Source organism: uncultured Ruegeria sp. (assembly GCF_947489545.1).
Classification (GTDB): domain Bacteria; phylum Pseudomonadota; class Alphaproteobacteria; order Rhodobacterales; family Rhodobacteraceae; genus Ruegeria.
Map to the genome: position 1 here is coordinate 70,178 of NZ_CANLDZ010000010.1, position 20,694 is coordinate 90,871.

Consider the following 20,694-nt stretch of genomic DNA (forward strand, 5'->3'; position numbering starts at 1 on the left):
CACAGAATTGCTGTACCTTTCCCTGCGGAGGAGAAGAAATGTATACGGTGGGAGACCCCAAAACGGTGGACAACGTGTCCAGCGTTTTGATCGTGGATGATCATCCACTTTATGGCGACGCCCTTGCGGCCGCGCTGCAGTTGAGTTTTGAGAATTGCCGCATCGAAAAAGCCAGAACGCTAAAACAAACTTTCGAAGTGCTAAGCAGCGGTTTCAAACCCGACCTGATTATGTTCGATCTGAAGCTGCCTGACGTGACGGGCATTTCCGGGTTTCAACAATTGCGGGAACGGTGGCCTGCTGCACCGGTTTTGGTGATCTCTTCCCTTGCTTCGAGCGAGCTGGTGCGTTCGCTGATTGACCATGGTGCGATGGGGTTCTTGCCTAAGGACGCTTCGGCGCAGACGTTAAAATTCGTCGTTGGCGAGATCGCAGCCGGGCGCAAATATGTCCCTCCCGAATACAGCCGCGTGGATGAGGTGCCGGCACCTGAAAGCAACGTGTATCAATCAAGCCCGGAACTCTCGACACTGACGCCGCAACAGGTGCGTATCCTGAAGCTTATCTGCGTTGGCAAATCGAACAAACAGATCGCTTATGAGCTGACTCTGGCCGAAGCTACCGTAAAGGCGCATATCACGGCGTTGCTGCGCCGCCTTGGTGTTCGCAACAGAACTCAGGCTGCTGTTTTAGTCGACTCGGTTCTGGCACGGCAGACACGACATGAACCGGAGGTGAAAACCTTTCTGCAACACTAAGGGCTGCCAATGCGAGATCTGAAGCATGGACCACAAAGTATCGGAATCGGCCGCTCTCAGGCCTCGGATCCGAGCGCTGCTGTCAATGAAGCATGCGCAGATTTTAACAGCAATTTGTCCTGTTTCGTGCTGGCGTTCATTCCCAACGGGCTTGATCCGGCGGAAGTAACTCAGTGTTTGACCCGAAAATTGGCCGGAGTACCGGTTTTCGGGTGCACCACCGCAGGCCAGATTACGGAAAACGGATATGAATCTGATGCACTGTTATTGCTTTCTTTTCCGAAGGCAAATTTTCGGTGCTCATCAATTCTTTTTGAGAACATTAAGCCCCTGAACTCTACCGAGATTGCAGCGCAGGCACAGCGGCAAGCGGAAAAATTCCGCCATACCGCTGGATGGAACCGACTGGCCCTGATGTTTTCGGACGGGTTGTCCAAACAAGAGGATTTGCTTGTATCCACGCTGGAAACCGTTCTCGATGGATTGCCGATTTTTGGTGGCTCTGCCGGTGACGGCTTGCAATATGAAGAGACGTTTGTGTTGCATGGCGGCAAAGCGCGTACCAATGCTGCGGTGCTCCTGCTGATCGAAACAAATCTGCATTTTCAAGGCATTGGGTTTGATCATTTCTTACCAATCGGATCGGAGATCATCATTACGGATGCCGACCCGGAAGAGCGGCTGGTCTATGAGATCAACGGTGCGCCCGCTGCATTGGAATACGCGCGGCTTGTTGGATGTCCGGCGGACCAGTTGTCGCCGCAGGTCTTTGCGGAAAACCCGATGTTGCTGCGTCAGAACCTGAACTACTACGTGCGGGCGATCCGCGAAGTGACAGATGGGTGCGCCCTTTCCTTCATGGCCGCAATTGATGACGGTCTGATCATGACACTGGGGCGCGGCAAAGAGATTATTGAGACGCTTGAGGCGGGGCTGAACATTCATGATCCTGCCGGGAACTCACCTGACTTTATTCTGGGCTTCGATTGCGTGCTGCGCAAACTGGAGATCGAACAGAAGCAGCTGAGCAGGCAGGTGTCTGACGTCTTGCAGTCCAGACGCGTGATCGGGTTCAACACATATGGCGAACAGCAAACCGGTGTTCATATGAACCAGACATTTGTCGGGGTCGCCTTTTTCGAACCGGAAAAGCGGGATCTGAGTTGACCATGCTGAACCCGGAAGATCCTGCAGAACTTCAAATTGCCAAGCAGGCCAAGATCATTGATGCGCTGGTGCGACGGGCCAACCGCCAGAAAGATGTCGGCCCGTCAGCGTTCCGTGCCTTTCAGTCCGCCATTGAATTGCGGCAACGGGTTATGGAGCAAAGCCGGGATCTGGAACGGGCGACGACCGAGCTGGAAAGCGCGCGGTATGAGCGGGAGCAGACGCGCAAAAGCCTGGTCAAAGCGCTGTCTTCAATGGAAGAAGGGTTTGCGCTGTTCACTGACGGTCAGTTAAATCTGTGCAACGATCTGTTCCAAACAATCTTTCCCGACGTTCCCGAGCTTGTGTCACCTGGTCTGGATCTGGCGCAGTTTTTCACCTTGGTTCAAAACAGCGGACAGTTTGTATCGTCAGACCGGGGTGTGTCGGACATGCTGGACACGTTGCTCAGCAATTGCCACACAGGCCTTGTGTCCAGCGAGGTGATCGAGCTTTTGGGCGACCGTTGGTATAAGCTGAGCGCCCAATACACATCGACCGAAAACGTTGTTATTCTGTTGACCGATATTACTTCGGTTGTGCGTCGCAATCGCGACGAAAAAGAAACCCTGATCGACCGGCAGGAAGACTATCTGCAGGCGGTTTTTCAGAACATGAGTTCGGGCCTTTGCACGTTTTCTGCTGACACCGAGATCATGATGCACAATGCGCGGTTTCGCGAGATTTTGAACTTGCCGCACCCGTTACTCCGCCCTCGCATGCCGGTGCAAAACCTTCTGGATCTCATGCGGGCCCGTGGCCTGATCAAGGCAGATGACGAACTGAAGGTTGGGAACTGGCAGCACGAGCTTAAAAGCAGAGGCTGGTTGCGCAAACGGGTTCGCGACGGGGCTGATCGCGTTCTGGACATTCAGGCCAACCAACTGCCGGATGGTGGTTTTCTTGTTGAATTGAAGGACGTCACACTAGAAGCGCGGGCAACCGAGACACTGGAAAACCGTGTGATGGAACGGACAGCCGAGTTGACGCGGGCGAATGAAAAACTGATCCGCGAGTATGAAGAAAAGGCACGTGTCGAAGAAGCTTTGAGGGTCGCCAAAGAACGAGCGGAGGCAGCGGTTTCATCAAAAACTAGGTTTCTGGCGGCGGCCAGCCATGATCTTTTGCAGCCGATCAATGCCGCAAAGCTGATGATCTCGACACTTATGGAGATCACACGCGACACCGATCTGCATGAAATGATGGATCGTCTGGATGGCGCCTTTGGATCGGCCGAACAGCTATTGCATTCGCTGCTTGATATCTCGCGTCTGGAAACGGCCGATCCGGATACGGTTTCTCCAACCAGTGTCAGCCTTGCATCGGTAATCGCAGGCATTCATGGCGACCAGGCGCTGGTAGCCGAGAAAAACAACGTGCGGCTGGATGTGGTGTCGTGCTCGGAATTTGTGCATTCAGATTCCGTTTATCTGCTGCGCTCCATTCAGAATCTGGTGGTGAACGCGATTCAGTATACCGAGCCCGGCGGTAGGGTGCTTGTGGGGTGTCGCCGTCGTGGTGACAAGATTGTTGTTCAGGTTTGGGATACTGGCATTGGTATCGCCCGAAAAGATCAGGCCCGGGTGTTTGAAGAATTCACCCGGGCCGACAACGTAACGTTTGGGTCCGGTATGGGGCTTGGGCTTTCCGTTGTGGATCGGGCGTGCCGCCTGCTGGGTCACAAACTGTCGCTGCGGTCAAAACCGGGCGTTGGGTCGGTGTTCAGTATTGAAATGGACAGGGTAGAGGCGGATCGGGGCGCGATCGAGCCGCTGGATCTGCTGCCGCATACAGATGACATGTCACTGGATCACATCGTTCTTGTCATCGAAAATGACAAAGACGTGCTGTTTGGTACGACGCTCTGGCTGGAACAAAACGGTGCAAGCGTTCTGCCGGCCCGATCCACTGAAGAAGCGATGCGATTTGTGACCGACATGGGTATGCCGCCGGATATTATTCTTGCCGATTATCAGCTTGATGATGGTGATACAGGCGTCAACGCTATTCGTCAGATCCGAGAGATGACCCAGACCCACGTTCCGGCCATTCTGATCACTGCGGATCGGAGCGAAAGCCTGCGCCATGCGGGACTAAGGCATGATGTGTCGGTCATGACCAAACCGGTTAAACTGTCGCGATTGCGGTCGCTGATCGTGTGGAAAGTGCATCGTGACCTGACAGGCATGGCTTCGACACCGACAAAAGTCGGCGGTGACTCAGGTGGTTAAGGACGTACTCTCAAAGCAGGGAAGTGAAGACTCATGAGGACATTACTATTTGGGCTGATCACATCCGCCCTGAGTTGTTATCCGGTCTTTGCGGCCTCGGTAGATGGCGAGGAGGCTTATGACTTGTTGTTTCAGGAAGGCGTTCTGGACAAGATAGACCGGGACAAAGAGCTGGTTTATCAGCGCACGGTCACAAACAACTTAAAACCTGAAGCTGCCCAACGGGACACCGGCGATATAGCGCTGAGTTTTGCCGATGATGGCAGCGAGATGGCCCGGTTGGAGTTTCGGCAGGATGAAAAACACCGCGCCATGGGTGTGTTTCCGGCCAGTATCGGCAACCCGATGATCATGGTGTTTTATGAAAGCACCATTCGCGACATGGCCGAGGCGGCCGGAGGCAGCCCATTCTACATTCGCAACCGTGTGAAGGATGCGTTGGTCCAACCCGCCGAAGTGGAGGCTGGTGAAGCAGTTGTTGACGGGGAAACCGTGCCTGTCCGAACCATCCGCATGCGCCCCTTTGCAGAGGATCCAAACCGGGATCGGATGCAGGGATTTGGTGATCTGGTGCTGAGCGTGACGGTGTCAGAGGAGGTTCCCGGCTGGTATCTGCGGCTCGTGGCGGAAACAGGGCCCGAGGGCGCCGACGATGCTGTCTACCGTTCGGAGATGACATTTGAGGGTTTGCAGGAGGGTCAGGAATGACTCAGGCAACGTCTTTCAGCCGAAAAACACTTGAGACGCGCCGTAAAAGATCGCGTAATGCCAGCTCTCTGCTGGTCTCCAACCTGTTTCAAAAAGGTGTATGTGCCCTTGCGATTATGTACGCTGGATGGCCGATCGCGGCGCAAGCCCAAAGTGTGGCCGAACGGTTAAACGATTACCCAACGGCCGCCCGCGCGGATTACGTTTTTGCCTGCATGGTCACCAATGGTCAGACCCGCGAAATGCTGGACCGGTGTTCCTGTTCAATTGATCTGATCGCCTCGATCCTGCCCTATGAAAGATATGAACAAGCAGAAACGGTTCTTTCCATGCGGCGGGTTGGCGGTGAACGCATGGCGTTCTTTAAAAGTGCGGTACTAGCCGAAAACATGGTAGCAGACCTGCGCCGCGCGCAGGCCGAGGCCGAGGTAGTTTGTTTCTGAACAAGACTCAGGCTGTAGCGTCAGCTAGACGCTGATTTAGGCAGATCGGTTTCGAAACTGTTTCCTTCGGTATCTGTGGCCTTTACCGTGAACATCGTTGTTCCGTTGTCGTTGTAGGCAAAGCGAAACGCCGGGTTTTCAGAAATCGAAATCCCACCATCCATTGTGAACAGCAGCTCTTCACCCTGCCAGACTTCGATGTGGTCGATGAAATGCGCTGGAATAAACAGCTGCGTCACCTGATCACGTTGCAAACCCGAGTAGTTCGGGTGGCGGATCATGATCTGAGCCTCACGACGGGGCGTCGAGATTTGCGCTGCTTCGCCGAAACTGCGCAACTTCATCTTTCCCATCGACGCCAACGCAACTTCGGGGTCTTTGCTGGCCGGGGCTGAACATCCGCCCGACGCTTTGACAAATCGGCCGGTCATATGCAGACCATCCGGCGTTTCTGCGATGACGCGAATGTTGGAATACTGGTTTACGCGGACCCGCATTTCAAAATCCAACTCGCCCATGGCTGGCGAAAATGAAAACACGCCAGCAACGGGGGCCGGGTTCTCGTCGATCACAACCGTTGCCGCAGTGATCTGCGCATCGGGATCAAGTTGTTTCAGAACAATTGGCACGGTGGCTGCATCATGGGCCCGGTAGGGGGCGTCCAGCGTCAAAAGCGCGTCGGCTTCGCCAATTTGCGCGTCTCCTACGACGTCATATTGCAGGTCCTGCCAGGTCTCGCTTTCTGTGAGAGGGTTCTTGACCGACTGCTCCGCCCAAACGGGCAGGGACAGTGTCAATGAAAGCACCACAGCGGGTGCAAAAAGTCTGGCCATGTTGTTTCCTCCGGCAACCGGTTCGGGGAATATGCCACAAAACCCCAATAAAATATACGCCGACCAAAGGCTGTGTGGTGTTCACGATTGAGTGTGCCAAGGTCCAAAGTGGAGGATGCGCCATGTTTGAAGCCGTGATTGCGGTGTGTCTTGAGGTCACCGCCGGGCCCTGTCGAGAGCAACTTTTGCCGGGCTATGAGGCTGAAACGCAGGCAATATGCGAACAAGGCCTTGCGGCTGATCCGCCTTTGTTAAACCTGGATCAGACTAAGGGCACTGCGAGGTGCCAACCCGTTGGCAAAGCTTTGGATTTTTCTGAGGTTGCTCCGGGCGTTTATGTGCATCGTGGGCGCATCGAAGAGCCGGACACAGCCAATCTTGGGGATGTTTCAAATATAGGGTTTGTGATTGGCGACGACAGCGTCGCGGTGATTGACACGGGCACCGCCCCCTGGATGGGCGAGGGGATCTGGCGCGCCATCCGGGAAAGAACGGAAAAACCAGTCAGCCATGTGATCTTGACGCATATGCACCCCGATCATGTGCTGGGCACAGCACCTTTGGCGCAAGCAGGGGCATTGGTTGTGGCCCATCCTGGGCTGGAACGCGCATTACTGGATCGGCGTCTCAACTATGTTGAAAGCCTGAGCAGTTTGATAGGCGCCAGTGAATTGATCGGAGTGGGATCAATCACGGTCGACCAATCGGTGGACGCAGAAGACGAGATTGATCTGGGGAATCGAATTTTGACGCTCCGCACTTGGCCCACAGCGCATACCGGAACCGATCTGACCGTATTGGATCAAGGTTCCGGCATTTTGTTCACTGGCGATCTGGTTTTTCATGAACACACCCCGGCACTGGATGGGCGGTTAATCGGTTGGAAAGAGGTTCTGACCGAAATGACCGAGATGCGGGTGAAGCAGATTGTTCCCGGACATGGCGGCCCGGTTTTGGACTGGCCAGACGGGGCAACGGATATGTTGCGTTACCTCAACGTGCTCGAAACAGATACCCGCGCTGCCCTTGATCAGGGTCAACGGCTGGGCGACGCGGTGGAAACGATCGCCGAAAGCGAGGCGGAACACTGGGATCTTTTTGACGCTTATAACCCACGCAACGCGACCGTTGCGTTTACCGAACTTGAGTGGGAATAGTACTCCGCTCTCACTGCAAAGCGCGATCCAGATTCTTAGCGGCATCCAGATTGGTTTGGTCTAAGCCTCGCGCATCAACTAGCCGGGTGGCTGTCAGGTCCGCATCTGTGAAATCGGCCCCTGTCAGAATTGCGCCGGATAGGTCAGCGCCGCCCAGCGTGGTCATCGACATATCGGCGTCGGTAAAATTCGCTCCGGGCAGTTTGGCAAATTCCAGATCGGCCCGTGACATACGGGCGCCGGTGAAATCAACATTACTGCCACGCGCCGATGTCAGGACGCCGCGCATCAGGCCCATTGATTGATTTCGCATATCAGCCGAGAAATCAGCCCCACGAAAAATCGCACCTGTCAGGTTGGCTTTGGTAAAGTCGGCGGCAGTTCTGGCATTGGTGAAATCCGTGTTGCTCAGATCAGCCCGGCCAAGCTGTGTCTGAAACAGTTCCGCCCCGACAAGCGAGGCATCCGTCAGGTTTGCGCCGATCATCCACGCCTGGCTAAGGACTGCGCCATCAAAGTTCGACCCAGACAGGTTTGTACCGTTCATCGACGTTGCGCGCAGAATTGCATTGCCGAAATCCAACTCGGAAAGATCCAGATTGTTCAGCCAGATGCGGGTGAAATCAGCGGGGCTGTCCAGTGTTGCTGCGTCCAGCTGTGAGATTACGTCGGCGCGGGTCAATTGCGCTTGCGTCATTTTGGGCAGTGTCATGTCAACGCCGCTCAGCACGCTTTGGCCAAGGGTTGGTAAGGGCAAGAGCGCGAATAAGGCCGCCTGAAGAAAGATCAAGGATTTCATCTATGTTCTCCTTCTTCTGGCCGACTATGTTCTACCCCTGATCCGCCGCAAGCTGTTGCAACATCTGGGAAATGGAAAACAGACGGCCTTCGATGATCTGGGGGGTTTCGCACAAATAGGTTATTGATCGTTGGCGGTCCGTGTAGATCAGCTGATCCCAATCCAGTTGTTCCTCAAGCGCGTCGACTGTGTCGTAGTCGGACGGTTCAGCGGTTAGCGCCTGATCCATTTCTGCGCGAGCCAGGTCAATCTGGCCGGCCAGATCAATCTGTTTCAGCGAGAACTCTCCTATTCCGCCGATGATCCGTTTACGTCGGTCCGAAAGGGTGTCGAAAACCTGTTGAAACACCAGCCCAAGAACATCAGGGTTACCCTTATGGCGCGCCGCAAACGCAGCCACCTGCGGCTGTAACTCGTCCAGTTCAATGCGGCGCAGGGCCAGTAGACCAGCGATTTCGTCAATCTCGGGCCGAAGCTCAGATGTATCAGTGCCGTTGACCGGGTGCGGCCACATCAGCCCCATCGACAAATCCTCGACCTTGCGTTGCACGCAGGGCCAGGTTGGGTCGGAAAAATCCGCAGCAAAGCCGGGATTTGCCACGCTGAACCAAGCCAACGCCATCACGATATGCTTGCCGATCGACATCGCGGGTCTCCTCCACACTGACACTATGTACGAAACCTGCGCGTTTAGTCCATTCAACCCAATACACACCATTGTCTTAATTGTTTGAACGGCGTGCCAGCCGCCATACTCGGCTTAAACACCCGGATTCTATTTGTGTTCGGGAATGGGAGGACAGATTAACATGAGAACACGCGCGGCAGTTGCTGTGGCGGCAGGGCAACCTCTTGAAATTATGGAGGTTGAGTTGCAAGGCCCCAAGGCTGGTGAGGTCCTGATCGAGGTCAAGGCGACTGGCCTTTGTCATACTGACGAATTTACCCGTTCGGGTGATGACCCCGAAGGTATTTTCCCCGCGATTTTGGGCCATGAAGGCGCAGGTGTTGTGCTTGAGGTTGGCGAGGGTGTCACCACCCTTGAGGTTGGCGATCATGTCATTCCGCTTTACACGCCTGAGTGTCGGGAATGCGAATACTGTCTGAATCCAAAGACAAACCTGTGTCAGAAAGTGCGCGCTACACAAGGTGCGGGACTGCTGCCGGACGGGACCACCCGGTTCAGCATGTTGGACGGAACGCCGATCCATCACTACATGGGATGCTCGACCTTCGCCAACCACACCGTGGTGCCCGAGATTGCGTTGGCAAAGGTGCGCAAGGATGCGCCGTTTGACAAAATTTGCTATATTGGGTGTGGCGTCACGACCGGCATCGGCGCGGTGATCAACACCGCAAAAGTCGAAATCGGGTCGCGCTGTGTGGTCTTTGGTTTAGGCGGAATTGGCCTGAACGTTATACAGGGCTGCCGCATGGCTGGCAGTGATCAGGTCGTCGGAGTTGACCTGAACGACGGCAAAGCTGAGATGGCGAAGCATTTCGGCATGACCGATTTCGTGAACCCTTCGACCGTTGACGGTGATCTGGTTGCGCATCTTGTCGAGCTGACGGGCGGCGGCGCGGACTACACGTTTGATGCGACGGGCAATGTTGGCGTGATGCGGACGGCCTTGGAATGCGCCCATAAAGGGTGGGGTGAAAGCATCATCATTGGTGTTGCACCAGCTGGCGCCGAAATCTCAACCCGGCCATTTCAGCTGGTGACGGGGCGCTCTTGGCGCGGAACAGCTTTTGGCGGGGCGAAGGGTCGTACCGATGTTCCGAAGATCGTCGATTGGTACATGGACGGCAAGATCGAGATCGACCCGATGATCACCCACAAGCTGAGTCTTGATGAGATTAACCACGGGTTTGACCTGATGCATGAGGGCAAATCGATCCGCGCGGTCGTGGAGTACTGATATGGATCTGAAGGTCATCACACAAAATCGCAGCTTCGGGGGGGAACAGACCGTCTATTCCCACCAGTCGGAGACCTGCGATTGTGAGATGACTTTTGCAATTTATCTGCCCCCGCAGGCCAAGCAAGGGCCTGTTCCGCTGTTGTGGTATTTGTCTGGTCTTACCTGCACCCACGAAAACGCCATGACCAAAGGTGGTTTCCAAGAGGCAGCTGCAGATTACGGCGTTGCGGTGATCTTCCCGGACACGTCCCCGCGCGGAAGCACCGTGGCGGATGATGACGCCTATGACCTTGGGCAAGGGGCCGGGTTTTATGTCAATGCGACGCGCGAACCCTGGAAGTCGCATTTCCGGATGTATGATTACATTGTCGAGGAACTGCGTGAAATTGTTCTGAAGACCTTTCCTGTACAGGATCAGCAAGGCATTACTGGTCATTCCATGGGCGGGCACGGTGCGCTGACGATCGCCATGCGCAACGCGGATTTGTTCGGATCGCTGTCGGCCTTTGCTCCAATCGCGCATCCGACGCAATCTGATTGGGGCCGAAAGCAACTCAGCAGTTATCTTGGAGATGATGAAAGCACCTGGTCCGAGCACGACTCGACCTTGTTGCTGGAAGAGCACGGGTGGAAGGGTGACTTGTTAATCGACCAGGGTGCGGACGACCAATTCCTGGATCTGCTTAAACCCGAAGCGTTGGCTAACATGATGGCCAAGCGCCGCCAGCCCGGACAGATCAGAATTCAACAGGGCTATGACCATTCGTACTTCTTCGTGAACAGTTTTGCGCGGGACCATGTCGCATGGCACGCCGAGCGTCTCAGCTAATGAAAACAGCAAGGAAAGATCGAGAGTGTTAAGAACAGTAATATCAGCAGCATGTCTGATGCTTGCACCGGTAATTGCAAGCGCCGAAGGAGATGTCGAGGCGGGCAAAAAGGTGTTTCGCAAGTGCAAAGCTTGCCACGCCGTTGGTGAGGGTGCCGAAAACAAGGTTGGGCCTATGCTGAACGGGATTGTGGGCCGTCAGGCGGCCACCGTCGAAGGCTTTGGGTACTCTCCGGTATTGATGACGCTGTCCGAGGAAGGGCTTGTCTGGACGCCGGAAGAACTGGACGTGTTTCTGACCAAGCCGCGCGACTATGCCAAAGGCATCAAGATGACCTTTGCTGGTCTGCGCAAGGAAGACGACCGGGTCAACATAATCGCATATCTTGCGACCTTTGAAGACGAAGGCTCGTGAGACACTGAGTTGCTCGCCCGTCGTGTAGCCCAAGGAGGGGCTTGACGGACGAGCAAGTAAAGACACCGCAATCCGGCAAGGGTGAGGTGTGTCATAGCGGCGAAGACGCCGCACCAAAGGGAGGAAAATGAATGAAAAAGCTATCGCTTTTGACCTCCGGGATCGCCATCTGTCTGGCCTCTGCGGCTTTTGCAAATGACGACCTGGTTTCCCAGATGGAGAACTCAAAACAATGGGCGATCCAGACCGGTGACTACAAGAACCAACGCTATTCCGCACTGGATCAGATTACATCCGATAACGTCGGGGATCTGCAGGTTGCGTGGACATTCTCGACCGGTGTTCTGCGCGGGCACGAAGGTTCTCCGCTGGTGATCGGTGACATGATGTATGTCCATACACCGTTCCCGAACATCGTCTATGCGTTGGATCTGGCCAATGACGGCAAGATCGTTTGGAAGTATGAACCAAAGCAGGACCCGGACGTTATCCCGGTGATGTGCTGTGACACCGTGAACCGCGGTGTGGCGTATGCAGATGGTAAGATTTTCCTGCATCAGGCTGACACCAAGCTTGTTGCTCTGGATGCCAATACCGGCGACGTCGTTTGGGAAGTGCAAAATGGTGACCCGGCAATTGGGGAAACCAACACTGCAACCGTGCTGCCTATTAAAGACAAGGTCATCGTCGGTATCTCTGGTGGTGAGTTCGGTGTGCGTGGGTCGGTTACAGCCTACGACATGAGCTCGGGCGAGCAGGTCTGGCGTGCCTATTCCATGGGTCCGGATTCAGACATCCTGGTTGATCCGGAAAACACCACCCATCTAGGTACACCAGTGGGTACGGATTCCGGAACCAACACATGGGAAGGCGACCAGTGGAAGATCGGTGGCGGCACCACTTGGGGCTGGTATTCAGCCGATCTGGACGAAAACCTGATGTACTATGGCACCGGGAACCCATCGACATGGAACCCGGCGCAGCGGCCCGGCGACAATCGCTGGTCGATGACTGTCATGGCGCGCGATATCGACACCGGTATGGCCAAGTGGTTCTACCAGATGACGCCGCATGATGAATGGGACTATGACGGCATCAATGAAATGATCCTGACGGAACAGGAAATTGATGGCGAGCAGCGCAAGTTGCTGACCCATTTTGACCGGAATGGTCTTGGGTACACCATGGACCGTGTCACGGGTGAACTGCTGGTGGCCGAGAAATTCGATCCGGTGGTCAACTGGACCACGGGTGTCGATATGGACCCCAACAGCGAAACTTATGGTCGTCCGGCGGTGGTCGCTCAGTACTCGACGGAACAGAACGGCGAGGACGTAAACTCGACCGGTATCTGCCCGGCGGCTTTGGGTACCAAAGACCAACAGCCTGCTGCCTATTCGCCTAAGACCGAGCTTATGTACGTGCCGACAAACCACGTCTGCATGGACTATGAGCCGTTCCGCGTGTCTTACACCGCCGGTCAGCCCTATGTGGGTGCGACGCTGGCAATGTATCCGGCACCGGATAGCCATGGCGGTATGGGGAACTTCATAGCCTGGGATAACACCGACGGTTCCATCAAGTGGTCGATCCCCGAGCAGTTCTCGGTTTGGTCGGGTGCTCTGGCGACTGCAGGTGATGTTGTGTTCTACGGCACGCTCGAAGGGTATCTGAAGGCTGTTCATGCCGAGACTGGTGAAGAACTCTACAAGTTCAAGACACCATCGGGTATCATCGGCAACGTGATGACCTATGAACATGGCGGTAAGCAGTACATTGGCATCCTGTCAGGTGTTGGTGGCTGGGCCGGCATTGGTCTTGCGGCTGGTCTGACCAATCCGAATGACGGTCTGGGCGCCGTGGGTGGCTATGCTGCTCTTAGCGACTATACCGCGCTTGGTGGTCAGCTAACTGTGTTCGCACTGCCGAACTAAGCCAAATAGTGTCTGGCGCGGCCCGTGATGGTCGCGCCAGACTTTCAGCTACAGCAAACGAGAATTTCATGATCCTAGCAGTACGTCTTTTGGCCCCTTTTGCGATTATCTGTCTTCCTCTGGCCGCAGCGGCCGACAATCTAGCCGTCGAGTACACCGAGGACGGTCGATCTTTCACGGATGACGATGTCCCTACGTTCAATGTCGCAGAAGATGGAACGGTGGACTGGCCGACGTTTTCAGGATTTCGCCGCTATCATGCGGAATGCCATGTGTGTCATGGTCCAGACGGAGAAGGCTCGACCTACGCGCCTGCGCTGAAGCAATCCGCGCTGGATATGGATTATTACGACTTCGTTGATGTCGTCACCAATGGCCGGCAGGTGATCAATGCGGCAGAAAATTCGGTGATGCCCGGATTTGGCGACAACCCGAATGTGATGTGCTTTCTGGACGACATTTATGTTTATCTGAAAGCCCATGGTTCCGGTACGATCCCACGCGGTCGGCCCGCGAAGAAAGAAGCAAAATCGGATGTGATCCGCGAGGACGAAGATGCGTGCATGGGCTAACGCCTTTCTGACAATGCTGGGGCTCGCGGTCTGGATCAACCAGGCGCAGCCCGGTATCGCGCAAACATCCGATCTGGTTTCAAAAAACGCGTTTCGCGTCTGCGCAGACCCGGCAAATTTCCCCGTCTCCTCCAAAGACGGATCAGGATATGAAAACAAACTGGCCAAGCTGATCGCAGCAAAACTGGAGCTTCCGGTACAATACACATGGTTTCCTCAGGCCACCGGCTTCATTCGGAACACCTTGGCTGCCAAGCGCTGTGATGTTGTGATCGGATATGCGCAAGGGCACGAGTTGGTACAAAATACCAATCATTATTACACGTCCGCCTATTCGTTGATCGTCCCTAAAAACGGTGAACTTGCAGAGGTCGACACTCTGAACGATCCCGCGCTAAAGGGGCGGCGGATCGGGATCATTGCGGGTACACCCCCGGCTGCCCACATGGCGCGCAATGGTTTGATCGGACAGGCCAAACCTTATAATCTGTTCGTAGATCGCCGTGTCGAAAGCCCTGCAATTGACATGTTGAATGACTTGCAATCCGGTGAAATCGAAGCTGCTGTTCTATGGGGTCCTTTGGGCGGACCGCTAGTCAAAAGCGACTATCCGGACTTCAAAGTGGTCCCCTTGGTTAAGGAAGAGCTGCCGCCGCGCCTGTTCTATCGTATTACCATGGGTGTGCGTCAGGGTGAGAAAGTGTGGCAGCGGCAGCTGAATTCCCTGATCCGTCGCAATCAGGACGAAATCAACGGGGTGCTGGCCGAGGCGGGTGTTCCGCTGGTCAACGATCTTGGAACCGAGGTTTTGGAGCTGTCACAATGATCCGCGCCCTTGCGGCGTTTGTTCTAATGGCCACCGCTGCGACCGCGCAAACTGTCCCGGAACCGTCAGATTATCGAATGGATCACTATCGGGCGCCGGTGCCCGACCAGATAACCGGCGGTGCAGCCATCGGCCCGGAAGAGGCGCATGCTTTGTGGCAGGAGCAAAGCGCTGTTTTTGTCGACGTCCTGCCGCAAGCCCCGAAACCGGCCAAGCTGCCCAAGGGCACGATCTGGCGGGACAAGCCTCGTAACAGTATTCCGGGTGCAATCTGGTTGCCGAACGTAGGCTATGGGGCCATTGCCGATGTCACCGCTGACTATTTCCGCAAGGGTTTGGAAGAGGCGACCGACGGTGACACCAGCCGAGCAGTTGTCTTCTTCTGCCTGGAGGATTGCTGGATGAGCTGGAACGCTGCCCGGCGCGCCATCGAATGGGGCTATGGCAGCGTCTATTGGCTGCCCGAAGGCACCGATGGTTGGGTTTTGTGGGGCTACCCTCTCGAACGGGTGAAACCCGAACCCGGTCAGCCAGTGGCCGAAGGCGGATAATCTAGAACCCCGCCAGATCTTTATGCAGGTGACTGACCGTGCCGTCTGTATCTGTCATGGTAACATCCACCGACTGCGCTTTGCTTGGCACCGAAATGCCGACACGTGGGTTCTCGGATAGGGAAATCGATCCGGTCATCTCGATATAGCCGGCACCATCAAGGTCGATATCCACCGTTTCCACGTAGCGCATTGGAATGAACAGCAGGGAAATCTGGTCCATTTGCATTCCGGAGTGCGAGGGGTGGTCGATGTTCAGATCCATCTTGTTGGCTCGGTTCGCACCAAGGTTCGAAAGCCGGGTGCGTGTATCGAGCGCGGGGACACGGCCGACCAGCTCAGCCTCCATCGCACCCAAGTTCGCTATGGCCAGTTCCGGATCGGTTCCCGGAGGTGCCGAACACGCACCCAAACCGGATGTTTTGACAAAGGTTTCCGAAACCCAAAGTCGCCCGTCTGTGGTTTCCGCAATGACATGCATGGGTGTTGGGCCGTTTACCCGCATTGTCACGTCAAAGTAGAAACTGGGCAGCGGCTTTTCCAACTCGAACACGGCAGAGACCGGCATCGGGTTTTCATCCAAGACCAGAGTTACTTTGGCGACATTTACCCCCTTGGGGGCTACAATCTGCGCGGCCAATTCAGCACGGGCATCATCCGGCGTGCGATAGGGGGCATCAATGGCGATCAGATCATCGCCGTTCAGCATGGCCCGGTCGCCGTATAGCAACGCCCGCACATTCTCCCATGCTTCGTTCGACGCCCAGGCCGGCAGAGCCAATAGGCAAAGCAGGGACGCGATCAGGCAAGAAGTTCTCATTGTCTTCCTCCTTCCAAAAATCTGCCGAAAGCGCGGGGCCCATCGCAGGTTTCCAATGTTCTTACCACGGACATAGTATCCGGGTCCACGAAACTGACGGTGTTGTCGAACCAGTTGGCGATGACCAACAGGTCACCTTTAGCTGTGACATCGATGCCTTCGGGATACTCTCCGACATCAATCGTTGCCTCGGGTTCGAGCGTGTCCAGCGAGATCACGGTGAGCGTGTTGGAATACTGGTTGGTCACAAAAGCGTGGTTGTTGGCGAAGGCAATGCCATAGGGTCGTTCCCCAACTGGAACGGTAGCAAGTCTTTTACCGCTTTCGGCATCCAGGACACTGACGTCATTGCTGCCCACATTGCCCACAAACAGCCGTCCATCCGGAGCAAAGCCCAACCCAAAGGGACGGGTTCCTACGGGAATACGGTGCAGCGGCTGTAGGGTTCTAGCATCGAAAACCGATACCTGATCGGCATCTTTGTCAGCCGAGGCCACCAAGCGCCCATCGCCCGAAAGGGCTATGCCAGCCGGAGCCGCCCCTGTAGTCATTTCCGTTTGTGTTTCCAAAGTCTTGTCGTCCAAGACCCACAGCCGGGCGTTGTACCAATCTGACACGAACAGTCGTCCCTGCCGCGGGTCCCGCGCGATGCCGATCGGGCCGCCGTCCAGCACGATCTGTGACAATATATCGCCGGTTTTTGTGGAAAGGCGTTGGATCGTCTTGCTGCCGGCCGACACCGTGAACAGGTCGCCATGTGCACCGACCGCTACACCGGCTGGTTTGCCGGGCAGGGGCCAGCGGTCGGTTTCGTGCATCTCGGTCACGTCGATGCGGCTTAGTTCCTCACCGTTCTGGCAAGTCACAAAGGCAGTGTCTGCAGGCGCAGCGCTAGCGGTCGCAGCTAGAAACAATGCCAAACCGAGCTCAGCTTGCGGCGCCAAAGCGTTCGACCAAAGCATCCAGACCGGCCTGATAGACGCCCGTCACGGCAGCCACAGCTGCTTCGTCATTCAGTTCGGCGGGTGGATCGTTATTGGGGTATCCACGATAAAACGCGCCGCGCCATTCGATGATCGATCCGCCTCCGTCACGGGGCTTTACGGTCAGATGTGACGAGTAGTTGGTTACCGGCAGAACTTCGACCTCGACCGCCGTTATCCGGTAGGAATAGCTCATCTTCTCGGCGCTGTGTTTATACAGAACCTCTGCAATCGTGGGTCCGCCGTCTTGCCCAAGCGTCAGTAACCGTGTCGCGTCAATCTCGTTCCCACGTTCGCCTTCCGTAGAAAACACCGCAGGGTGCCAGGACATGTCGTCAAAATTTCCGATGGCCGCCCAGACGTCTTCTGGGGGGGCTGCGACTTCGGCCGTCAGGGTAACTTTTTGGCGGGTCGGGCCATGTGCCCAGACAACGCCAGGCGCCGAAGCCGCCGCGATAGTTGCAACAAAGGTTCGTCGATTCATTCTGCTTCCTCCCAGAAAGCGCTAACGTTGACCCGCTTCTGTCACTGATACGTGATCCTCTGACGTTGCCGCGGGGGTCCGTCGGTGCAAACCTTTAAGGCCAGTCTTCGCGATCAGGCAAAGGCTGCGAGAAACAGAAGCAAGATCAATTGTCTACGCACATTCTTAAAAAATAAGAATCGAGCTTCATGATGAAGCTGATAGGCTTGGATTTACAACACGGCCAAAAGTATTGGTTCCGTTTTGTAAGGCGGTCCGCCTTTGTTAGGGACCCGCTCTCAACCACGCGGGCCATGGGAGGAGATCTTGAACAATCGCTTGATACCGCTTTTCGCGGCATTGATCTGGTGCGTCTCGGCAGTTTCGGCCGTGGCGATTGACGTTAAGGCTGCGGTTCTGAGGATCGACTATCCAACGCTACTTCCGATTTCGCGATATGACCTGAAACCAGATGACTTGGGTTTTGCAGGGGCCGTTCTGGGTGATGAGGATAACGGCACAACCGGTAGCTTTCTGGGCCACACATATGAAACGGCTCATCTTGCTGTTCCGCCTGAGCAGGCAGATGACGCGATGGATCAGCTATTGGCCGAAGGGGTTCGCCTGTTTGTTGTTTTGGCCGACGCCCCGGATGTCTTGCGCCTGACAGATAAGGCGGCCGAAGCTGGAGCGCTGGTATTCAACGCATCTGCGCCTGAAGTTGACCTGCGCGACGCAAATTGTCGGCGCAACCTGCTGCACATTGCGCCGTCGCGCGCGATGAACACGGATGCTGTCGCGCAGTTTGCGGTCTGGAAGAAATGGGGCGATTGGTTCTTGCTGGCGGGATCGAACCCGGATGATGTGAAGCTGGCGGATGCCTATCGCCGTTCGGCAACCAAGTTTGGTGCAAAAATCTCCGAAGATCGTACTTTTGAAGACACCGGTGGATCGCGACGGACAGATTCTGGCCACGTATTGGTGCAGCGTCAGCTACCCATTGATACGCAAGGTGCGCGTGACCATGATGTGGTGATAGCGGCCGACGAAAGCGACTATTTCGGCCGATACCTGTCCTATCACCTTTGGACACCGCGCCCGGTTATGGGGTCCGGTGGCTTGCGCCCTGTGACATTCCATGGCGCGCATGAGGCTTGGGGCGCAACGCAATATCAAACCCGGTTCGAAGAGTTGACTGGACGATATGTCAGACCTGAAGACTACAATGTCTGGTTGGCATTGCGCGTGATTGGCGAGGCGGTGACGCGTGCGAATACGTCAGACCCGGACGGTGTGCGCGACTATGCAGTGTCGGATGAGTTCGAACTGGCGGCCTTCAAGGGGCAAAAGGTGACGTTTCGCGATTGGAACGGACAATTGCGCCAGCCGATCCTGCTGTATGATGGGTCAATCACTGTCAGCGTCAGCCCTCAGGACGGGTTTCTGCACCAGAGCTCCCCGCTCGATACGATGGGTCTGGATCGGGCGGAATCCAAATGCACGGCTTTTGATTAACCGGAGATGCTATGAAACACATATTGTTATCCACCGCTCTTGCCGCATTGATTGCGGGTCCGGTTTTCGCCGGGAAGGCCTTTGTCTCGAATGAACGAGGCAACACTATCACCGTCGTCGATACCGATACGTGGGAGGTCATTACCGAGTTTCCGGGCGGGAACAGACCCCGCGGCATCACGGTCAGCCCGGATGGAAGCAAGCTGTATGTCTGTGCCTCGGATGACAATATCATTCGGGTGTTCGATACCGAGACGTACGAAGAGCTACCGAGCCTGCCATCAGGGCCTGACCCTGAGCTGTTCATTCTCGAGCCGTCGGGAAAACGACTGTACATCGCCAATGAGGACGACAACCTTGTGACGGTCACGGACACGGAAACGCGTACCGTTCTGGCCGAGGTGCCGGTTGGTGTCGAACCCGAAGGCATGGGGATGAGCCCGGATGCGAAATTCGTGGTGAACACGTCTGAGACCACCAATATGGCGCATTTCATCTCGACCGAGGATTATACAATCAAACACAATATTCTGGTCGATCAGCGCCCGCGCTACGCGCAATACTCGGCAGATGGGTCGCGTTTGTTTGTAACGTCAGAGATTGGCGGAACGGTGTCCGTCATGGACATCGCTGAAGACGGGACACCCACGGTTGTCGGCAAGATCAGCTTTGAAGTGGCCGGTGTTCAGCCCGAATGGTTGCAGCCTGTCGGTGCCAAAGTCACGTCAGATGGCAAGCGTCTGTTTGTTGCGTTGGGTCCGGCAAATCGCGTAGCCGTTGTCGACGCGCAAAGCCTTGAGGTTCTGGACTACATCCTTGTGGGGCAGCGCGTCTGGCAGTTGGATTTCACGCCCGACGAGAAGTACCTGCTGACAACGAACGGCAATTCCAACGACATAACCATAATCGATGTCGCGACAGAAAAAGCGATTAAATCCGTACAGGTTGGCCAACAGCCTTGGGGTGTTGTGACGATTGACTGATGTTCTGGGAGGAACGGGAATGAAGAAGCTATTGACCGCAGCACTGGTTTCAACACTGGGCGGGCCGGTATCGGCGGCGCCGCTTTGCGATGATCTGGGGTTTGCAGGGCTCCTGGCAAAGTGCAATCGCGGGGAAACCATCCAGCTGACGCTCGCCTCGGGGCAACCGTTGGGTGAGGATGTCGTGCTGCAATCCGGTGCCTATTACAAGCTGGAGATCACCGCAGACGGATCGGCTGAGCTGGCCATCGAAGGCCCTTCGTTCTTTCGGGCAATCTGGATGAATGAGATTGTCATCAACAAGATCGAAATTCGCCCGATGGCCGTGGACAGTATCGAGTTTGATAAGGCCGGCGTTGCCGAGTTGTCGTTCATAGCGATCAAACCCGGCAGTCACGAAATTCGTATCCCCGGGTCCACTGGCGAAACTCAGAAAGTGACCATCAGTATTCAATGATGAAAGGACAAAGTATGAAAAAGATTGGTGTATTGGCCCTTGTGGCTTGTGTTGCCTCGCCGGCGCTGGCGGATGAGGTAGACGCGGAAACTGTCGGCAAGATCGAGGCATATCTGGCGTCTGTCGAGTGCCAGATGGACCCCGATGATATTGAGGTGGAAGACGACGGTTATGACCTTGATGACGTGATCTGCAAAGGCGGCAATCAGTTCGATATCAAGTTGGACAAAGACCTCAATGAGGTCAGCCGCAAGGCCGAATAGCGTGGTTTGAAATCAGGATAAGG

The 20,694-nt window shown here is 55.5% G+C and carries 23 protein-coding genes; 17 read left to right on the forward strand and 6 right to left on the reverse strand.

Annotated elements, in window-relative coordinates:
- Nucleotides 1-38 precede the first annotated feature (38 nt).
- The 5 genes from Q1B13_RS14660 (at nucleotide 39) to Q1B13_RS14680 (ending at nucleotide 5,346) form a co-directional block, all read left to right on the forward strand.
- Nucleotides 39-758 carry a response regulator transcription factor gene (locus Q1B13_RS14660; protein ID WP_298936234.1) on the forward strand — a complete coding sequence of 240 codons (720 nt, stop codon included), beginning with the start codon at nucleotides 39-41 and terminating at the stop codon, nucleotides 756-758.
- A gap of 9 nt (nucleotides 759-767) precedes the next feature.
- The gene (locus Q1B13_RS14665) at nucleotides 768-1,925 is read left to right on the forward strand and encodes an FIST N-terminal domain-containing protein (RefSeq protein ID WP_298936235.1); all 1,158 of its coding nucleotides are present in this window, start codon (nucleotides 768-770) and stop codon (nucleotides 1,923-1,925) included.
- A gap of 2 nt (nucleotides 1,926-1,927) precedes the next feature.
- Complete coding sequence (locus Q1B13_RS14670) at nucleotides 1,928-4,195, forward strand: PAS-domain containing protein (RefSeq protein WP_299081653.1); 2,268 nt, start codon at nucleotides 1,928-1,930, stop codon at nucleotides 4,193-4,195.
- A gap of 33 nt (nucleotides 4,196-4,228) precedes the next feature.
- The gene (locus Q1B13_RS14675) at nucleotides 4,229-4,903 is read left to right on the forward strand and encodes a hypothetical protein (protein ID WP_299081650.1); all 675 of its coding nucleotides are present in this window, start codon (nucleotides 4,229-4,231) and stop codon (nucleotides 4,901-4,903) included.
- Between the two features lie 116 nt (nucleotides 4,904-5,019).
- Nucleotides 5,020-5,346: a hypothetical protein gene (locus tag Q1B13_RS14680; protein WP_299081807.1), complete on the forward strand. Its 327-nt coding sequence runs from the start codon at nucleotides 5,020-5,022 to the stop codon at nucleotides 5,344-5,346.
- A gap of 20 nt (nucleotides 5,347-5,366) precedes the next feature.
- Here Q1B13_RS14680 and Q1B13_RS14685 read toward each other — a convergent pair whose 3' ends face one another.
- A complete protein-coding gene (locus Q1B13_RS14685) occupies nucleotides 5,367-6,179 on the reverse strand; it encodes a quinoprotein dehydrogenase-associated SoxYZ-like carrier (RefSeq protein WP_299081647.1) in 813 nt (270 codons plus the stop codon).
- Nucleotides 6,180-6,301: 122 nt separating this feature from the next.
- Between Q1B13_RS14685 and Q1B13_RS14690 the strand changes: the two genes are divergently transcribed.
- Nucleotides 6,302-7,336: a quinoprotein relay system zinc metallohydrolase 2 gene (locus tag Q1B13_RS14690; protein ID WP_299081644.1), complete on the forward strand. Its 1,035-nt coding sequence runs from the start codon at nucleotides 6,302-6,304 to the stop codon at nucleotides 7,334-7,336.
- 10 nt (nucleotides 7,337-7,346) lie between these two features.
- Here the strand turns inward: Q1B13_RS14690 and Q1B13_RS14695 are convergent, their stop codons facing one another.
- Together Q1B13_RS14695 and Q1B13_RS14700 are read right to left on the reverse strand one after the other, a co-directional pair.
- Nucleotides 7,347-8,135: a pentapeptide repeat-containing protein gene (locus Q1B13_RS14695; protein ID WP_299081641.1), complete on the reverse strand. Its 789-nt coding sequence runs from the start codon at nucleotides 8,133-8,135 to the stop codon at nucleotides 7,347-7,349.
- 31 nt (nucleotides 8,136-8,166) lie between these two features.
- Entirely contained in the window at nucleotides 8,167-8,781 is a 615-nt protein-coding gene (locus Q1B13_RS14700) for a hypothetical protein (RefSeq protein WP_299081638.1), read from the reverse strand.
- A 163-nt stretch (nucleotides 8,782-8,944) separates the two neighbouring features.
- On the opposite strand from Q1B13_RS14700, the gene Q1B13_RS14705 reads away from it, so the two are divergent.
- The 7 genes from Q1B13_RS14705 to Q1B13_RS14735 all read left to right on the forward strand — a co-directional run bounded on the left by Q1B13_RS14705 (nucleotide 8,945) and on the right by Q1B13_RS14735 (nucleotide 15,187).
- Nucleotides 8,945-10,057: an S-(hydroxymethyl)glutathione dehydrogenase/class III alcohol dehydrogenase gene (locus tag Q1B13_RS14705; RefSeq protein WP_299081635.1), complete on the forward strand. Its 1,113-nt coding sequence runs from the start codon at nucleotides 8,945-8,947 to the stop codon at nucleotides 10,055-10,057.
- A 1-nt stretch (nucleotide 10,058) separates the two neighbouring features.
- Complete coding sequence (fghA, locus tag Q1B13_RS14710) at nucleotides 10,059-10,889, forward strand: S-formylglutathione hydrolase (protein WP_298936244.1); 831 nt, start codon at nucleotides 10,059-10,061, stop codon at nucleotides 10,887-10,889.
- 58 nt (nucleotides 10,890-10,947) lie between these two features.
- The gene (locus tag Q1B13_RS14715) at nucleotides 10,948-11,304 is read left to right on the forward strand and encodes a cytochrome c family protein (RefSeq protein WP_298936245.1); all 357 of its coding nucleotides are present in this window, start codon (nucleotides 10,948-10,950) and stop codon (nucleotides 11,302-11,304) included.
- A 131-nt stretch (nucleotides 11,305-11,435) separates the two neighbouring features.
- A complete protein-coding gene (gene xoxF5, locus Q1B13_RS14720; RefSeq protein WP_299081632.1) occupies nucleotides 11,436-13,238 on the forward strand; it encodes a lanthanide-dependent methanol dehydrogenase XoxF5 in 1,803 nt (600 codons plus the stop codon).
- A gap of 68 nt (nucleotides 13,239-13,306) precedes the next feature.
- Nucleotides 13,307-13,810, forward strand: coding sequence for a c-type cytochrome, methanol metabolism-related (locus Q1B13_RS14725; protein WP_299081629.1), 504 nt, complete (start codon nucleotides 13,307-13,309; stop codon nucleotides 13,808-13,810).
- A 13-nt stretch (nucleotides 13,811-13,823) separates the two neighbouring features.
- Complete coding sequence (locus Q1B13_RS14730) at nucleotides 13,824-14,636, forward strand: substrate-binding domain-containing protein (protein WP_299081805.1); 813 nt, start codon at nucleotides 13,824-13,826, stop codon at nucleotides 14,634-14,636.
- On the forward strand, nucleotides 14,633-15,187 hold the full coding sequence (locus tag Q1B13_RS14735) for a PQQ-dependent catabolism-associated CXXCW motif protein (RefSeq protein WP_299081626.1): 555 nt from the start codon (nucleotides 14,633-14,635) through the stop codon (nucleotides 15,185-15,187). The genes Q1B13_RS14730 and Q1B13_RS14735 overlap by 4 nt, the downstream gene beginning before the upstream one ends.
- A 1-nt stretch (nucleotide 15,188) precedes the next feature.
- On the opposite strand, the gene Q1B13_RS14740 is transcribed toward Q1B13_RS14735, so the two are convergent.
- From Q1B13_RS14740 to Q1B13_RS14750, 3 genes are read right to left on the reverse strand one after another with little or no spacing between them, the layout of a single operon-like run.
- The gene (locus tag Q1B13_RS14740) at nucleotides 15,189-16,007 is read right to left on the reverse strand and encodes a quinoprotein dehydrogenase-associated SoxYZ-like carrier (protein WP_299081623.1); all 819 of its coding nucleotides are present in this window, start codon (nucleotides 16,005-16,007) and stop codon (nucleotides 15,189-15,191) included.
- Entirely contained in the window at nucleotides 16,004-16,969 is a 966-nt protein-coding gene (locus Q1B13_RS14745) for a YncE family protein (protein WP_299081620.1), read from the reverse strand. The genes Q1B13_RS14740 and Q1B13_RS14745 overlap by 4 nt, the downstream gene beginning before the upstream one ends.
- Nucleotides 16,935-17,474 (reverse strand): SRPBCC family protein, encoded by a 540-nt coding sequence (locus Q1B13_RS14750; RefSeq protein WP_299081615.1) that lies wholly within the window; start codon nucleotides 17,472-17,474, stop codon nucleotides 16,935-16,937. Before Q1B13_RS14750 ends, Q1B13_RS14745 begins: the two co-directional genes overlap by 35 nt.
- A gap of 321 nt (nucleotides 17,475-17,795) precedes the next feature.
- Here Q1B13_RS14750 and Q1B13_RS14755 point away from each other — a divergent pair, with 321 nt between their 5' ends.
- From Q1B13_RS14755 to Q1B13_RS14770, 4 genes are read left to right on the forward strand one after another with little or no spacing between them, the layout of a single operon-like run.
- The gene (locus Q1B13_RS14755; protein ID WP_299081803.1) at nucleotides 17,796-18,968 is read left to right on the forward strand and encodes an ABC transporter substrate-binding protein; all 1,173 of its coding nucleotides are present in this window, start codon (nucleotides 17,796-17,798) and stop codon (nucleotides 18,966-18,968) included.
- Nucleotides 18,969-18,979: 11 nt separating this feature from the next.
- Nucleotides 18,980-19,951, forward strand: a complete 972-nt coding sequence (locus Q1B13_RS14760; protein ID WP_299081612.1) for a YVTN family beta-propeller repeat protein — start codon at nucleotides 18,980-18,982, stop codon at nucleotides 19,949-19,951.
- A 19-nt stretch (nucleotides 19,952-19,970) separates the two neighbouring features.
- Entirely contained in the window at nucleotides 19,971-20,408 is a 438-nt protein-coding gene (locus tag Q1B13_RS14765; RefSeq protein WP_299081609.1) for a hypothetical protein, read from the forward strand.
- Between the two features lie 14 nt (nucleotides 20,409-20,422).
- On the forward strand, nucleotides 20,423-20,671 hold the full coding sequence (locus Q1B13_RS14770; protein ID WP_299081606.1) for a PepSY domain-containing protein: 249 nt from the start codon (nucleotides 20,423-20,425) through the stop codon (nucleotides 20,669-20,671).
- The last annotated feature ends 23 nt before the right edge of the window (nucleotides 20,672-20,694 follow it).

Bases quoted from the DNA above. Each gene is read 5' to 3' on its own strand.
- Q1B13_RS14665 (WP_298936235.1), top strand. From the start codon at position 768: ATGCGAGATCTGAAGCATGGACCACAAAGTATCGGAATCGGCCGCTCT.
- Q1B13_RS14760 (WP_299081612.1), top strand. From the start codon at position 18,980: ATGAAACACATATTGTTATCCACCGCTCTTGCCGCATTGATTGCGGGT.
- Q1B13_RS14770 (WP_299081606.1), top strand. From the start codon at position 20,423: ATGAAAAAGATTGGTGTATTGGCCCTTGTGGCTTGTGTTGCCTCGCCG.
- Q1B13_RS14725 (WP_299081629.1), top strand. From the start codon at position 13,307: ATGATCCTAGCAGTACGTCTTTTGGCCCCTTTTGCGATTATCTGTCTT.
- Q1B13_RS14750 (WP_299081615.1), bottom strand. From the start codon at position 17,474: ATGAATCGACGAACCTTTGTTGCAACTATCGCGGCGGCTTCGGCGCCT.
- Q1B13_RS14715 (WP_298936245.1), top strand. From the start codon at position 10,948: ATGCTTGCACCGGTAATTGCAAGCGCCGAAGGAGATGTCGAGGCGGGC.
- fghA (WP_298936244.1), top strand. From the start codon at position 10,059: ATGGATCTGAAGGTCATCACACAAAATCGCAGCTTCGGGGGGGAACAG.
- xoxF5 (WP_299081632.1), top strand. From the start codon at position 11,436: ATGAAAAAGCTATCGCTTTTGACCTCCGGGATCGCCATCTGTCTGGCC.
- Q1B13_RS14685 (WP_299081647.1), bottom strand. From the start codon at position 6,179: ATGGCCAGACTTTTTGCACCCGCTGTGGTGCTTTCATTGACACTGTCC.
- Q1B13_RS14745 (WP_299081620.1), bottom strand. From the start codon at position 16,969: ATGCTTTGGTCGAACGCTTTGGCGCCGCAAGCTGAGCTCGGTTTGGCA.
- Q1B13_RS14700 (WP_299081638.1), bottom strand. From the start codon at position 8,781: ATGTCGATCGGCAAGCATATCGTGATGGCGTTGGCTTGGTTCAGCGTG.
- Q1B13_RS14730 (WP_299081805.1), top strand. From the start codon at position 13,824: ATGCTGGGGCTCGCGGTCTGGATCAACCAGGCGCAGCCCGGTATCGCG.
- Q1B13_RS14670 (WP_299081653.1), top strand. From the start codon at position 1,928: ATGCTGAACCCGGAAGATCCTGCAGAACTTCAAATTGCCAAGCAGGCC.
- Q1B13_RS14695 (WP_299081641.1), bottom strand. From the start codon at position 8,135: ATGAAATCCTTGATCTTTCTTCAGGCGGCCTTATTCGCGCTCTTGCCC.
- Q1B13_RS14705 (WP_299081635.1), top strand. From the start codon at position 8,945: ATGAGAACACGCGCGGCAGTTGCTGTGGCGGCAGGGCAACCTCTTGAA.
- Q1B13_RS14765 (WP_299081609.1), top strand. From the start codon at position 19,971: ATGAAGAAGCTATTGACCGCAGCACTGGTTTCAACACTGGGCGGGCCG.
- Q1B13_RS14740 (WP_299081623.1), bottom strand. From the start codon at position 16,007: ATGAGAACTTCTTGCCTGATCGCGTCCCTGCTTTGCCTATTGGCTCTG.
- Q1B13_RS14660 (WP_298936234.1), top strand. From the start codon at position 39: ATGTATACGGTGGGAGACCCCAAAACGGTGGACAACGTGTCCAGCGTT.
- Q1B13_RS14675 (WP_299081650.1), top strand. From the start codon at position 4,229: ATGAGGACATTACTATTTGGGCTGATCACATCCGCCCTGAGTTGTTAT.
- Q1B13_RS14690 (WP_299081644.1), top strand. From the start codon at position 6,302: ATGTTTGAAGCCGTGATTGCGGTGTGTCTTGAGGTCACCGCCGGGCCC.
- Q1B13_RS14735 (WP_299081626.1), top strand. From the start codon at position 14,633: ATGATCCGCGCCCTTGCGGCGTTTGTTCTAATGGCCACCGCTGCGACC.
- Q1B13_RS14680 (WP_299081807.1), top strand. From the start codon at position 5,020: ATGTACGCTGGATGGCCGATCGCGGCGCAAGCCCAAAGTGTGGCCGAA.